The organism is Methylomicrobium sp. Wu6 (genome assembly GCF_035916875.1).
Taxonomy (GTDB): domain Bacteria; phylum Pseudomonadota; class Gammaproteobacteria; order Methylococcales; family Methylomonadaceae; genus Methylomicrobium.
Window position 1 is genome coordinate 22025 of the sequence record NZ_JAXUHN010000068.1, and the last position, 13962, is coordinate 35986.

Here is a 13962-nt window from a genome sequence, read left to right on the forward strand (position 1 = left end):
TTCCCTCATTACAAAGCCATTCCCTATGTTGTCGATTTCAAATTTTGTAGTTTTTTTGCCCTATGGGTATCGGTTGCGTCCGTTGTGCTTGTTGATTCTAATTCCATGGAGCAGTCCGGTTTTTTCTAAAGAAGTTGACGAATCGGGCTTTAATGAACTTGACACCATTACTGTCGAAGAAGATAAATCGACCACTATCGGCCCATGGGAGGGGCTGCAATTATCCAGGGAAGAATTACCGGCCAATGTTCAATCGTTGAGCAGTAAAGATATTAAAGAATCCTTGGCGACCAGCCTGGGTGACCTGATGAACAGCAAGTTGCAGTCGGTTAACATAAATGATTATGCGGGCAATCCGTTTCAGATGGATATTACCTTTCGCGGATTTTCCGCTTCTCCCCAACTCGGCACCCCGCAGGGACTTTCCGTGTTTCTCGATGGAGTCAGGGTCAACGAACCTTTCGGCGACATTGTCAACTGGGATTTGATACCGATGAATGCCTTATCCGGGATAGATATATTTCCCGGTTCCAATCCATTGTTCGGATTAAATACTTTAGGCGGCGCGTTGGCTTTACGCACAAAAAATGGATTCGAGGATGCGGGTGTGGATGTCAGTTTCCAGGGCGGTTCGTGGAACCGCAAAAAAGGCGAACTGACCGCGGGCTGGAATAAGGGGAAATTGGGCGCTTTCCTCGCTTTTACCGGCTTTGACGAGGAAGGCTGGCGGGTCAATTCCCCTTCTCAGGTCAATCAAGGTTTTGCCCGCTTCGATTGGCGGGACGATAATTTTTCGCTGCGTTTCAGCACGTTGGCAGTTGGCAACACGTTGCTGGGTAATGGCTTGATCCCGAAGGATATGTATAATCTCCATCCGGAGTCTGTGTTTACTTCGCCGGATAGTACCGAAAACGAACTGCAGCAATATAACTTGGGTGGCGAACTTTTTTTCAACGATAATTTGAGTTTAACCGGGCAGATTTATCGGCGCGATAGCAACCGGACCTCCCTGGCCGGAGATATTTACGAAGATTTTGACGAAATGGATGAAGGCAGAGGAGTAAATAAACTAGAAGCCATTCCCGAGCAGCCGACGAGTAATGGAAAGCCCATCCCCGTTTGTCAGTATCAAGACGTCAATAGTGACAACGTTCCGGACTACTATGTGGTAAAGGACTTGAATGGAGACGGTTTTCTGGACGATGATGAATACGAGATTATTGACCGCAGCACCATTAATGCTCCGCTTACTCATAAACTCGCGGAAGACAATGTCGAATTATTGCCGCCGCTGAACGGAAATTGCGGACGCCTTCGTTACAACAATCCGGGCGGACCCGGCTCGCCTGTGCGTCCGCGTAACGGCAAGAAGTGGCCCGCAGGTTCCGTGGCCTCCAAAGGCTGGGCCGAAGGGACTCCTATCGGCGTGCTCAGTAACACGGCTGTTAAGCAAAAAACGGATGGTGCTTCGCTACAATTAAATTGGAACAGCGACCAACACAAATTCATGGCGGGCGGTTCCATCGATGCCGCGGATACTGATTTCGAGACTAGCCAGCGCTTAGGATTAATCGATGCGGATCATCGCGTATACAGTGATCCGGCCCAAATTGACCCGATATATGTGGCTGCCCGCGAAGATATCCGTAATAATTCATTTACGGGTAAGTCAACGACTTTCAGCAGCTATTTCAGCGAGACTTACTCTCCTCGGGAGAATTTGCATCTGAGTGTTTCGGGACGATTTAATCAAACCAGGGTAAAAAATCGCGTTCGGGCTCGAACTCGTGTTGGTTTCGAAGCATTGCACCAAATTCTGGACATTCACAAATTCAGGCCCAACGTAACCCTCTGTAAAGGAACAGATCCCGCTTCTTGCCCGCCGGAGGCCAATTACAATATTGGAGAATTTGATCAGGATGTAAGGCAACCGCTAGATCCGACACTGGGTTTAGGGAAATACAGCGAAACTCCGACTTCGGAAACGTTCGATTACACCTCATTTAATCCCTCTTTAGGAATCAGTTATCTTCCTTTTAAGGACAAAAATGTCTTGTACAAAGACTTGAACTTGTTTTTTAACTGGAGTCAAGGTACTCGTGCGCCCTCAACCGTCGAACTGGGCTGTGCCTATGACGGTACCCTGGTTCCCGAAGACCCAAGCGACCCTGATTCACCCTTGACTCCGAAAAGTTTTGCTACAGTGGGAGGAGCCTGTACCTTACCCACCGCCCTCTCCGGTGATCCCTACTTGCCGCAGATTTTTGCCAATAGCTTTGAATTCGGTGTGCGGGGAAGTCTTTTTAAAGATTGGGGGTGGAACGCTACCGTCTATCGCACTGACTTACGGGACGATATTTATCTGGTCGGTTTGACGCCTGACCGCAGCTTTTTCGATACCATTGGCGATACCCGCCGGCAAGGGATCGAGTTTGGTTTTTCCGGTAAAGTCGGAATTGTCGATTTTAGCCTGAATTATGGTTATACCGATGCGACATTTCAGTCGAATTTGGTCATGGTGAGTCCGCATAATAGCAGTGCCGCGGTAATATCGCCTGACGATATTGATTATCTTGCCAGTGTTCCCTATGACGCAGAGGGAAGGCCGATGAAAGCCTTGGATGATATGATCGAAATTAAGTCGGGCGACCGCATGCCGGGCATCCCCCAGCATAACATGAATGCGACATTGAACTTTCATCTCGCCCCAAAATGGGAGTTCGGCATCAATATGATCGCCCATTCCTCCTCTTTCGTAAGAGGGAATGAAAACAATGAGCATCAGCAAGGTGATTTCGATCGCTACTATGGTTTTGATCCCGGTAGCAGTCGGGATAGATTGTTGCTGAAAGGACAGCCTTTCAAGGATCCAGGCAGCGTAGCCGGTTATGTCATTTTCAACCTCAAAACCCGTTATCAACTTACTAAAGGCTTATCAGTGTTTGGCATGGTCAATAACCTGTTCGATCGGCAGTATGCCACCGCCGGCAGGCTCGGGATCAATCCGTTTTCGCCCTCGGAGCGGGGTGCGATTGGCCCCAGCGGCTGGAATTACAATTCCAGGGATTGGCAAAACAGCACTTTTATCGGCCCTGGAGCGCCACGCGCCTTCTGGGTGGGGTTCGATTATAAATTCGCCCTCTAAAGGCTTCTGGCTCGCAAGCCAGGGTCGGCCAATAACATGTTGATTTTTTTTCGGCATGCTCATCCTCCAAATGAAGCGCGCAGGATGTCGTGATTGGCGGAAAAATCCATAGGAAAACCTCCTGAATTTTACGCTCTAGCATAGCTAAAGCACGTTTAGACAGTGGATGACGATTCGAACAGAGGCCCGCTTGGAACGGGGTATCGTATCCTCTCTGCCAAACTGCAGTGACGAGCCGGCGTTTCAGCCATCAACAAGGCCGGAAAATTTTAAAAACGCGCACTAAAGAATTTATCCCAAAGAAAAGCGGGAAAATTTCCCTGCCGGGTTTCCAGGCATACCTCTACAATGCCGAGCGTTCACCTTGATGTTTCCTGCACGGACGTCCTGGTTCGGATATCAGGTGAACTCAGGCGAGAAAGGTGTTGGCCGTTATTCGGTCATCGACACATCGAATGCTTGGACCGCTCCGCCGCGGATCATGTATGTGCCTACATGCGCGTCGGTCATACCCATGGGTTATTGTTTTCCTCACACTCGGTCTGCGGCCGCTTTCAAGGCGTCCGCAGATTTTTTCTGGAGCCCGTGCCCGTTCTTTTATGGTATCGTCTAAGCCCCCGAACCCTTTTTGTCTTTATGATAACTCCATGCCCCGGCAGCGCTCGCGAGTATCGCCAGCGGCCACAGGTAAGCATCGACATAGGCGGCGGAAATCGCGACCAGCCCGAGGAAGATGCCAATCAGCGTGAAACGGAAGCTGTTTTTCAGGCCGTCGGTGTAAGCGCCGATGGCCAGCACCAGCAGGATCAACAGGCCGGTTTCCTCATGATACAGCCTGCCGGCATTATGGTAGGCATAGATCACCACGGTCGCGAACACGCAGCCGGCCCAGTGCAGCAAGCGGTTTTGCAGACTTTTGCGATCGCTTGGGGTTTGCAGGTAGATCGGCGCAATCGAGGCAAGGCCCAGAATAAGCAACATGAACAGCCAGTAATAGTGGCAGTTTTTCTGGGCGTTGTGGGTGATGTAAGCGCCCAGTAGCGACAACGCCAGCAATCCGGCAAATAAACGATGCGGGGTCAGTGGGATGTTTTTGATCATGTCTCATCTCGAAGGGGTTGATTAAAAGATAACTTTGCTCACGGCTTTTTCCGCAAAAACCCTAAAGCACTTTTGACCCGGCTCAGGCTAAACGGCCAGTACACGGCAGCCGTCATCAGCAACGCCAGCCAGGCCGGTTGCCAGCGCACGTCGGCGGCAACCTTTTTCGTCAGCGCGAGTTCGGGACGCTGAACCGCCGCAGCCAGGGTCTCGGCATCGCTCAAGCGCGCGTACTTCAGTCCCGCCTCGAGCGCCAGTTCTTCCAGGTAGCTCTCGTGCAGCGCGCTCAGGTGCTCGCTGCCGCCGGCTTTGGCGCTGCCGAACGGGGCATTGCGCGCGTTGTAGCCTTCGATCTGCGACGGGTCCAGATTCGATTCGCCGAACGAGGAGCGCTGCGGCACATCGTCCGCCGAATAATAGCCGGCAGGTTCGCCGCGGTTGTCGAACTTCGGAATCGGCATGGCCGTCAAGCCGCCGACGCCGACGATGATGCCCTTGACCTTGTCCTTCAGCGCGGAAAAATCGCTCCGGTAGCGCGGATTCGGCGGCGGCGCTTCATGGCCGTCGGTCATGAAAACGACGGCGCCGTCCCGGTTTTGCAGCATTTCCAGCGTGCTCTTAAGGCCCTGGGCGATATTGCTGTCGGCCGCCCAGGCCATGCGCCAATCGATTTGACTGATCGCGGCGTCGATCTCCGCATAGGAACCGCACACCTCCAGCGGTTCGAACAGCAAGGTCGAGCGGCGCTCGGTGAACAGGCCCAGGCCGACTTTGGATTGGCAGGGCAGCCTGACCAGCAATTCGCGCAAGGTCCGTTTGACGAATTCCAGCCGGCTGACGGCGCGGTCGCCTTCGGCGTAGTCCGCCACATTCATGCTGCGAGTGATATCGACGATGAAGGTCAGGTTGTAAACTGGCTGTTTTTGCTGTTCGACAGGCCGTATGAACAATACGGCCATCGCTGAAACCGCCAGCAGCAGGCACACGGTTCGGTAGTCTTGCAACGAAAAGCGCATCATTTCACCGGGCCTAAGGCAAACCGCGCGGAAATCCCGGCACGGTCGTCCATAATTGGGTCTTTTGCTGCACGGGTTCCTCTTCGTCCTCGGGCGAAATCCGGTCCATTTCCGGCAACAGGCGCATCGCGGCTTCGAGATTGTATTTGGCGTCCCATTGGTTGCTGTCCAATGCCAGCGACTGCCGGTACGCCTGTTTGGCCAGGCCGGCCAGCGGCATGGCCGCATTGATGTTCATCGCTTCGGCCTGGGCTATCGCCTGTTCGAGATACAGATTGCCGAGGTTGTAGCGGTTTCTGGCCTGCCGCGCGGTGTCGCCCTGGTCGATGACCAGGCTCAAAGTCGCCAGCGCCTCGTCATAGCGATGCTTGTTCTTCAGATAATAGGCTCTTGCCAGCCGCAGCTCGAAGGGGCCGCCGATCACCCGATCGAGCTCGACATCGCGGCCCGAGACGAGCTTGGCGATCAACGCATTGCCGGCATGAATCCGGTACCAATCGGCTGCGCCGTACAGCGTGGCAGAGAGGCCTGACGCCAATGTCAGCCAGAGCAGGGGATGCAATAAGGGTCTCGTGTTCATGGTTATGCTTCCGGTTTTACTTCGGCGCCTTTGGCGGCCAGCAGCAACAGCAGCAGGATAGCGGACGCCAGATAGCAGATGCCGGTCAGGTCCCGACGGGGGATCCGTTCGAAATAATGGATCGGCAGATTTTCGAGCCGGCTGATGTCGGCGATGGCCTGCTTCATCGCGTCGGGGCTCTCCGCCTGATAGGCCTGATAAGGGATGGCCAGGCTGGTGAAGAACTGGTGCAGATAGCGTTCCGGCATCGCCTGCGCGTTGTCGTCGCGCGGATCGGCCGGCGGGTCGTAAATGCCCGGGCTGTTGGCCGTGCGCAGAAACAACCAGTACAGACGCACCTGTTTTTCCTTGAACCACTGCCTGAGCTTCTGCTCGCTGTCATGATCGATCGCCGCCGCGCCGTCGGAGACCAGGACGATCAGCCGCGATCCCGTGACGACAGGTTGCTGAAAGAAAGACAGCGCCATGCCCAGGCCCTTGCTGACATGGGTATAGGCTAGCGCCGGCGTCGAGGTCGCCGCGATCGCGGCCTTGACCGCCGCCTTGTTTTCGGTCATCGGCATCACATACAACGGCGCGGTGCTGTATTCGGCTACGCCGATCAGATCGTGCTCGCGCTGGTTCACGAAATCGGTCAGCAAACGCCGTGCGGCGGCGGCTTTGGATTCTTCGCCGTTATTGCCGTTCGGCGCGCGCCCGGCGAAGCTGTTGTCCATGCTGTTGCTGCGGTCCAGGAGCAGGACGATTTCGGCGCCGTGGCCGATGCGTTCGACGCTTTGTCCTTGCAGGTGGAGCCCCGCCATGCCCAAGATCAGCCCGGCCATCGCCAGCATCGCGAAAACACGCAGCAGCCAGGACAACAGGTCCGACAGCGGGTCCGACGGCAGCAGCAGCAAGCCCGGATGCGCATGGTCGCGCATGCCCTTATTGATCAGCGGCAGCAGGGCCAGCGGCAAAGCGGTCAGCAGCCACGGCGATTCCACGCCCAGACTCATCGGCTGCCCCGTTCGATTTGCCGGCATGCCTTGCACAGCGCGATCAGTTTTTCGCGGTCCAACGCTGTCGCCGAGACATTGCGGCTGAAAAAATAATGGTTGGAATAGTTGAAAAACCAGTTCAGTTGACTATCCACGCGGCGATACTCGGGATGGGCCTGGTAAAATCCGGCCAGCTGATGTTGATACAGCGGCTTCCGGTTCAGCCGGTTCAGGGCATCATGCACGGTGTGCAGGGCCGACGCCATGTCTTTTTCCGGGAGGCGGGCCAGACGTTTCAGCGCCTGTTTGAACAGGGTGCGGCGCCGCAAGGCCGGGAAGTAGCCGTACAAAAAGCCGAGCGTGGCGGCGGCGAGCAAGGAAGCGCCCGAGCCCGCGACGATCAGGGTCAAAGTCTGCCGCGTGTCCAGTTGCGGCGGCGGACTGTCGGGGCGCAGTGTGGCCCCGCTTTCGGCGCCCTTGACCGCCAGGTCGCGCAGCGGCGACATCGTAAAGCGCCAGGGCGGGACTGGCTTGCTGAAGGCGCTGTCGCCGCTGCCGAAGTGCAGGTCGAAACCGGGCAGGGTCAGGGTCCTGACCGACAGCGGCGCATAAAACACCTGGTAGCGCAAGTCGATTTCGTAGCGCTGGCCACTCTGCCGGATGTGCATGGCATTCAGGTTCAGCCAGCGATTGACCGGACCTTTGGCGGGCAGGCTGGCGGTGTTCAGGATCACGCCCGGCCGGGTTTCGAGGATGATCCGCTCCGGAATCTCGTCGCCGATCACATAGCCGAACGGTCTCGGCGTTTCGACTTCGAAGTCGATGACCGCATCGTCGTTCGCGCCGGAGCAGCCCAGCAGTAATAGGTGCGTCAGGATCAATAGGCGTTTCATGCCGTTCTCTGGTGTAAATGGCGATTGATCGCGGGGATGTCGCACTGTTCGATAAACAAGGGTTCGCTGCCGAAGGCGCGAAAGGTCCCGAGCAGGTCCTGCCGCCGTTGCGCGTAGGCGTACACGATGCCTTCCCTGAGCGCCGGGCGCATGACCAGGGTGCGGGACACTCCGCTTTCGAGGTCGCGAACGGGCAATAAACCCCAGGCGGGCAGCCGGCGGTATTCGCTCGCGTCCCACAGCACCAGGGGGACGACATCATGCATTTGCAGGGAGGCCAGCAGGCCTTGCAGGTGGGCGAGCGGAAAATGGCCGTCGGTCAATAGGAACAGCAGGGCTCTTTCAGCCGGCAGATAGGCGGGGGCGTTGCCGAGCCCGATCGCGGTGCCGGAAAAACGCGCGCTTTCGAGTTGGCCGGCGACACGGGATACCGGTTCATAATGCATGCCCGCCGGCAACAGCCAACGCGGTTCGACCCGTTCGCCCGCGCCGATGAAGCCGAAACGGTCGCCGTAGCCGAACGCCGAGCGCGCGAGCGTGCGCAGCAGGGTGCCCAGAATTTTCTGTTTGCCGGCATGGCCCATCGATGCCGATAAATCGGCGAGCAGATAGACGTCGATACGGCTCGGTTGCTGGTAGGCGCGCACCCGATAGTGCTCGAAAGGATCGAGCACGCTGGCCCGAAGATCGATGCGCCTGGGGTCGCTGCTGGCGGCCATCGGCTGATGCTGTTTGAACAGCAGGCCGGCGCCGGTCATGCGCCCCAGATGCGCGCCGGGGTACACCGCGCCGGACAGCCAGGGTAAACGGTATTGAAGGAGGTCGGCTTCAGACATTTTTGTGCGGTCTAATTTTCGCTTTCAAAGCCATTTAAGGCGTCGCGACGTGCTGCAGGATCGCTGCGGCCAGTTGCGGCACCAATTGTTCTTTCCGGTAGCCGTACACCGGATTGATGAACAGCCGGTGCTGGGTGCAGACCGCGAACACCGCCTGGACGTCTTCCGGCAGCACATAGTCGCGGCCTTCCAGCCAGGCGCGGATTTTCGCGGCCCGGATCAGATAGCTCATGCCGCGCGGACTCGCGCCGCTCAGCAATAATTGTTTCATGTCCGCGTCGGCCAATTGAATGCCGTACTCGCCGGGGTTCTGCGTGGCCTTCCACAAGTCCAGGGCATACTGGCGCAGTTTGGGACTGGTTTGAATTTTGATTTGCACCGTTTCCGCAACATCATTCAGGCGGTCATAGGCCATGCCGCCGGACTCGACGCCGGCGATCAGCCGGTCGGTGTCGTGAAAGCGCGGATCGAACATCAGCTGATCGAGCAGTGCATCGTCATCGGGCCGGTCGATGCGGATTTCCATCATGAAACGATCTTTGGCGGCCGCGGGCAGTTCGAAGGTCTCTTCTTTTTCGACGCGGTTGCGGTCCGCGAATACCTGAAAGTGCGGCATCGCGTAATCGCGGTTGAACGCATTGACGCTGCGTTCTGCCATAGCCCGGAGCAACAGCGAATGTACCTGCGGGCGGGCGCGATTGATCTCGTTGAAGAAAAACGTGCTGAGCCTTTCGCCCTTTTTGAGCAAGGGGCCGGGATCGACGCGCGGACGGCCGTTTTCGTCGAGATAGGTGTAATAAATCAGATCGGCAGGCATCAGATCGATGGTGCCTTCGATACGTTCAAAATGGCCGCCCAGGCCTTGCGCGACCGCGCGCAGCAGGGTCGTCTTGCCGACGCCGACCTGGCCTTCCAGCAACACATGGCCGCGCGCGAAGACCGCGATCACGAGTTGCCTGACGGCTGTTTGCAGGCCGATCACGCATTGGTTGATCTGTTGTTCAAACCGCAACGCGTTGGCGCGCCACTGGATTAATTCCGCATCTGTCATCATGGTTTTTCAAAAAAAACTCCGGCAAGCACATGCCGGAGTTATGAGTGGGATTAGTCAAAAACAAGCTGGAATCGGCCTTCCGTTTCACGGCTGGTCACCGTGAACACACAAGACTCGCCGCCGATTCCGGGTAAAGCAGGCATCGATATCAATGGGGCAGGGCGCCGCAGCATGGTGGACGGCGCCCTTAGGGGGAAATATCGATGCCGGTAAAAATCGCCAGTTAAATTTTCACTTCTTTCGATCCCACGCAGCGCGTCACTGCCATTAAGTTAAGGATGGCCGGTCCCTTCTCCCTCCGGGAGAAGGCTAGGATGAGGGGATCAAAATAAAGTATTTTTCCTTATTTTATTCCCCCCACCCCGACCCTCTCCCGAAGGGAGAGGGAGATAACCGCCTTAACTTAATGGCAGTAACGCAGCGCGTGGGATCGAGAACAAGACTCAGATTTCGTCCACGTCGTAAACAAGCTTGCCGGTCTTGTTGAAATGTTCCCAGCGCTTCTGGTTACGTGCTTCCATTTCGGCGATCGACTGCGACTGTTTGTTCAGTTCGTTGACATCGTGTTTCGGGTCGTATTTGCTGCCCTCGACCTTGTCGGGATAGCCAGGCTTCGGCTCCCAGCACACGCCGGGCTCCTTGCAGTTGGTGCCGTCATAAGCCGCGGCGGTAAAGCTCATTGCCGCCAGCATTGCAGAGGCGCTCAGTAACAAAAATTTCTTCATCGTCTACTCCTCGTTATTTATTCAACCACTTGGCTTTTTTCGGATCGCCTTTATAAATGTCGCGAATCCAGGACATGATCAACAGCATCTCGTCGGTGTTCAAATTGACGTATTGCGGTCCCATCATGCCGTTGGCGCCGCCGAACAGGAGTTCGAACAAGCCCTTATCGGTTGCGTTGGCAGGATAAGTCCAGTAGTCATCGGCAAGGCCCGGTCCCAGTTTGCCTTCGGCTTCGTGGCCGTGGCAACCCGAGCAGGCGGTCATGTACAGGTCATGGCCCTTCTTGACCGCTTCCGCGTCGCCGTTGTAAGGATTTTTTCCGGTTTCCTTGAATTGCTTGAAGGCTTCGGTATCGCCGCCTTTCTTGGCGACGCTCATATCCAGCGTTTCACCGTTAATCGCGTTATGGAAAGTGATTTCCGCGATGGCCGCCGTGCTCAGCATGGCGAGGCTCAGTGACGCCGCAGTAAAGATTTGTATCGTTTTCATAAGTGGTCCCATTTGTTTTTGTTTAACCGGCAGATTCCGGTTCGTCCAGCAAGGGTATGCCTTCCTCTTCCAGCAGATCCTCGATGTCGTCCTCGACTTCTTCCAGCACTTTGTTCAATTCCGCGAGCAATGCCGGTTTGTCCTTGCGCACGCCGATCGAACTGCTGTAATGATGACCGACCTTTTGTCCGTCGGCGCGCTTATTGTCGTCCGGGATCACGGTCATGGTCAGCGGCGTCGACGAGGTTTTCACGTAGCGCGCCGCCGCCGGCCCCCACAACACCGCGATCTCGGCGTTGCCGGATGCGACTTCCGAGACCAGCTTGGCGTGGTCGTATTTCACGTACTGATTGCGCTTGGATTTATAGCCGACCAGTTCCTGCGAATAATTGAACAGGTCGTTGTAGCGGCCTATCGCGCGCAGCATCACTTCCGCCGGAGTACCCGGCACGAAGGCGATCTTCTTGGCCTTGCGCAGGGCTTCACTGTCCCAGTTTTCGACCTCGATGCCGTCCTGTTCCCGGGTGATGAACACATAGCCGGAACGGTAATAGGATTTGGTCGTCAAGACTCTGGGATCGCCCGCGTCGACGCCCAGCGTGACGTCGCACAAGCCCTTGTCCAGATAATCCCGCACGTAGTAGCGCGGATCGGTCCAGTACACCATCTCGACTTTGCGCTCCAATGCCTTGCCGAGCAAGGCCGCCAGCTTGTTTTCAAAGCCTTCGCCGGCCTTATTCGAATAAGGCATTTCGTCTTCGGCCGCGCAGACTTTTAATGGTTCTTGGGCCGCTGCCGGCGCATTGGCGGCGAGCAAGGTTGCCGTCAGGCTGAATGCGGCCGATAACAGTTTCATTTGATCCATTGTTGCAATTCTCTTTGGTGTTTATTGATCCGTGTAGATTTGTAGGGTGGGTAGAGCGAAGCGAAACCCATCATTAGGCCGTGATGGATTCTGAACGATGGGTTTCGGCTGACGCCTCTACCCATCCTACGCTCTCCTTCGCGCCTGTTAGTCGCCCAATGCGAAAACCATCACGCCGCCGCCCTGCTGGGTATAGTGTGCGAGCTCCTTGAAGGCTCCGACCGCGCCCAAACCGGCGGTTGGATCTTGCAGGTCGAACACCAGACCGACGCCAGGCCAGCCGCCGACGCCGTAATAGATCGCGACATACTGCTTGCCGTCATGTCCGTAGGTGATCGGATGGCCGATGACGCCGGACGGCAGCTTGAATTTCCACAATTCCTTGCCGTTGCGCGAATCCAGCGCCTTGATGTAGCCGTCCAGCGTGCCATAGAACACCAGGTCGCCCGCGGTCGCCGTCGTGCCGCCCCAGACGGCGAATTTTTCCTGCACTTCCCATTCGAATTTGCCGGTTACCGAGTTCATCGCCTTGACCTGGCCCAGGGTGCCTTTCGGACCCGGATACATGTTCAAGGTCGCGCCGACGAAGAACTGGCCGGCGCGGTAAGGCAGCATGAACGGTTCCCAGTCCATGCAGATATGGTTGGTGCCCATGAAGAACAGGTTCTTTTCCGGATCGTAGGACTCGATGCCCTGGTTGTGGTAGCCCATCGCCGACGGGCAGATGCCCTTGGCTTGATGATCCATGTGGGTTGAGTATTCCGGGTCGCGGACCGGCAGGCCGGTTTTCAGGTCGACATGTTTGACCCAGTTGACGGTGTCGTCGATCTTGAAGGCGTTGACCAGGTCGCCGTTTTCACGGTTCAGGGTATAGACCAGGCCGTTACGATCCGGGTGGGTCAGCAATTTGGTCATCTTGCCGTCGACCATCTGCTCGGACAGGCCCATGTAGTTGACGCCCGCGTAATCCCATTCGTCATGCGGCGTCTTCTGATAGCCGAACTTGGCCTCGCCGGTGTCGATGTCGCGGCCCCAGATCGTCATCGTCCATTTGTTGTCGCCGGGGCGCATGGTTTCGTTCCACGGCGCGGGGTTGCCCGATCCGTAGTAGAGCATGTCAAGCTCAGGGTCGAACGCATACCAGCCCCAGTTGGTGCCGCCGCCGATCTTCCAGGCGTCGCCTTCCCAGGTCTTCAGGCCCAGGCCGAACTGACCGTAGTGCGGATTGGCGCTGTTGAAATCCTTCGCCAGCTTGATGTCTTCGTCAGGCCCTGTCGCATAGACGCGCCAGGCCTGTTTGCCGTCCTTGATGTTATAGGCGGTGGCATAGCCCCGAACGCCCAGCTCGGCGCCGGAAGTGCCGACGATCACCTTGTCCTTGGCGACGAACGGCGCGACGGTCAACGTCGAACCCATTGCGATGTCGGAGTTTTCCATTTTCCAGAGCAGTTCGCCGGTTTTCGCGTGCAGCGCGACGACATTGCCGTCCAGCTGATTCAGAAAGATCGTCGCCGGATAATCGGGGCCGGCCGGCGCATAGGCGACGCCGCGGTTGACCACGTCGCAGCAGGCGACCGCGCGCGCGGCCGGATTTTGCTTCGGCTTGTATTGCCACAATATCTTGTCGGGATTGTTCAAATCGATCGCATAGACATTGTTCGGATAGGGCGTATGCACATACATGATGCCGTCGACGACCAGCGGTCCGCCTTCATGGCCGTTCAATACGCCGGTCGAAAACGACCACACCGGTTTTAAGTGATGGACGTTGCGCGTATTGATCTGGGTCATCTTGCTAAAATGGGTCGAGCCGTAATCCTTTGTCTGCATGACCCAGTTGCTGTCTGCTTTCGACAGCCTGTCCAGTTCTTTATTGGCCTCTGCCGGCAGCGCGGCCGCCAGAAACGCGCCGCCGCAAAGGACTGACGCGACGGTGCGGGTGAGTTTGGAAATCCGCATAGTTCCCCTCCAAGGGTTATATTTATTTACCTGAATTTGAAAAGCCAGGACCGGACGTATCGGTAAAGTTTTATATTCGGCTTTCTTGATCAAAACGTTCACAGGGGGGTACCGAGACGCTGGTCCGAGCTGGCGACATGGTAGCCGAGCATGCGCCGTGACCGTTACGGAATAAACCTGTAATTTTGTTAGGTAAAAATCCGAAAAAAGCCGAGAAAAATTCCTGAAAAACGGTTTTTTGATACTTACCGGGAAGAATTTCCGACAGTAACGTTCGTGACTTCGGGCATCATAAAAAATTGAGTCTAGAGAGTGTGTAAT

At 56.3% G+C, this 13962-nt stretch carries 12 protein-coding genes; 1 reads left to right on the plus strand and 11 read right to left on the minus strand.

What is annotated here, in order from left to right:
• Window positions 1-25 precede the first annotated feature (25 nt).
• Window positions 26-3145, plus strand: coding sequence for a TonB-dependent receptor (locus U2W12_RS08180; RefSeq protein WP_326500185.1), 3120 nt, complete (start codon window positions 26-28; stop codon window positions 3143-3145).
• 609 nt (window positions 3146-3754) lie between these two features.
• Here the strand turns inward: U2W12_RS08180 and U2W12_RS08185 are convergent.
• The 11 genes from U2W12_RS08185 to U2W12_RS08235 all read right to left on the minus strand — a co-directional run bounded on the left by U2W12_RS08185 (window position 3755) and on the right by U2W12_RS08235 (window position 13641).
• Window positions 3755-4246, minus strand: coding sequence for a hypothetical protein (locus tag U2W12_RS08185; protein ID WP_326500186.1), 492 nt, complete (start codon window positions 4244-4246; stop codon window positions 3755-3757).
• A gap of 38 nt (window positions 4247-4284) precedes the next feature.
• On the minus strand, window positions 4285-5265 hold the full coding sequence (locus U2W12_RS08190) for a vWA domain-containing protein (RefSeq protein WP_024296733.1): 981 nt from the start codon (window positions 5263-5265) through the stop codon (window positions 4285-4287).
• Between the two features lie 10 nt (window positions 5266-5275).
• Window positions 5276-5842, minus strand: a complete 567-nt coding sequence (locus U2W12_RS08195) for a hypothetical protein (protein WP_024296734.1) — start codon at window positions 5840-5842, stop codon at window positions 5276-5278.
• Between the two features lie 2 nt (window positions 5843-5844).
• Window positions 5845-6837, minus strand: a complete 993-nt coding sequence (locus tag U2W12_RS08200) for a vWA domain-containing protein (RefSeq protein WP_326500187.1) — start codon at window positions 6835-6837, stop codon at window positions 5845-5847.
• Window positions 6834-7712, minus strand: coding sequence for a nonribosomal peptide synthetase MxaA (locus U2W12_RS08205; protein ID WP_326500188.1), 879 nt, complete (start codon window positions 7710-7712; stop codon window positions 6834-6836). The genes U2W12_RS08200 and U2W12_RS08205 overlap by 4 nt, the downstream gene beginning before the upstream one ends.
• Window positions 7709-8548, minus strand: a complete 840-nt coding sequence (locus U2W12_RS08210) for an MxaS protein (RefSeq protein WP_326500189.1) — start codon at window positions 8546-8548, stop codon at window positions 7709-7711. Before U2W12_RS08210 ends, U2W12_RS08205 begins: the two co-directional genes overlap by 4 nt.
• A gap of 34 nt (window positions 8549-8582) precedes the next feature.
• Window positions 8583-9602, minus strand: a complete 1020-nt coding sequence (locus U2W12_RS08215) for a MoxR family ATPase (protein ID WP_326500190.1) — start codon at window positions 9600-9602, stop codon at window positions 8583-8585.
• Window positions 9603-10045: 443 nt separating this feature from the next.
• Window positions 10046-10327 (minus strand): methanol dehydrogenase [cytochrome c] subunit, encoded by a 282-nt coding sequence (locus tag U2W12_RS08220; RefSeq protein WP_326500191.1) that lies wholly within the window; start codon window positions 10325-10327, stop codon window positions 10046-10048.
• Between the two features lie 13 nt (window positions 10328-10340).
• Window positions 10341-10817 (minus strand): cytochrome c(L), periplasmic, encoded by a 477-nt coding sequence (moxG, locus tag U2W12_RS08225; protein ID WP_326500192.1) that lies wholly within the window; start codon window positions 10815-10817, stop codon window positions 10341-10343.
• A 22-nt stretch (window positions 10818-10839) separates the two neighbouring features.
• Entirely contained in the window at window positions 10840-11682 is an 843-nt protein-coding gene (gene moxJ, locus U2W12_RS08230; RefSeq protein WP_326500193.1) for a methanol oxidation system protein MoxJ, read from the minus strand.
• Window positions 11683-11829: 147 nt separating this feature from the next.
• Complete coding sequence (locus U2W12_RS08235) at window positions 11830-13641, minus strand: methanol/ethanol family PQQ-dependent dehydrogenase (RefSeq protein ID WP_326500194.1); 1812 nt, start codon at window positions 13639-13641, stop codon at window positions 11830-11832.
• Window positions 13642-13962 lie beyond the last annotated feature (321 nt).

Coding starts and splice junctions, on each gene's coding strand:
- U2W12_RS08180 (WP_326500185.1), top strand. CDS start 26: ATGTTGTCGATTTCAAATTTTGTAGTTTTTTTGCCCTATGGGTATCGG.
- U2W12_RS08185 (WP_326500186.1), bottom strand. CDS start 4,246: ATGATCAAAAACATCCCACTGACCCCGCATCGTTTATTTGCCGGATTG.
- U2W12_RS08190 (WP_024296733.1), bottom strand. CDS start 5,265: ATGATGCGCTTTTCGTTGCAAGACTACCGAACCGTGTGCCTGCTGCTG.
- U2W12_RS08195 (WP_024296734.1), bottom strand. CDS start 5,842: ATGAACACGAGACCCTTATTGCATCCCCTGCTCTGGCTGACATTGGCG.
- U2W12_RS08200 (WP_326500187.1), bottom strand. CDS start 6,837: ATGAGTCTGGGCGTGGAATCGCCGTGGCTGCTGACCGCTTTGCCGCTG.
- U2W12_RS08205 (WP_326500188.1), bottom strand. CDS start 7,712: ATGAAACGCCTATTGATCCTGACGCACCTATTACTGCTGGGCTGCTCC.
- U2W12_RS08210 (WP_326500189.1), bottom strand. CDS start 8,548: ATGTCTGAAGCCGACCTCCTTCAATACCGTTTACCCTGGCTGTCCGGC.
- U2W12_RS08215 (WP_326500190.1), bottom strand. CDS start 9,602: ATGATGACAGATGCGGAATTAATCCAGTGGCGCGCCAACGCGTTGCGG.
- U2W12_RS08220 (WP_326500191.1), bottom strand. CDS start 10,327: ATGAAGAAATTTTTGTTACTGAGCGCCTCTGCAATGCTGGCGGCAATG.
- moxG (WP_326500192.1), bottom strand. CDS start 10,817: ATGAAAACGATACAAATCTTTACTGCGGCGTCACTGAGCCTCGCCATG.
- moxJ (WP_326500193.1), bottom strand. CDS start 11,682: ATGGATCAAATGAAACTGTTATCGGCCGCATTCAGCCTGACGGCAACC.
- U2W12_RS08235 (WP_326500194.1), bottom strand. CDS start 13,641: ATGCGGATTTCCAAACTCACCCGCACCGTCGCGTCAGTCCTTTGCGGC.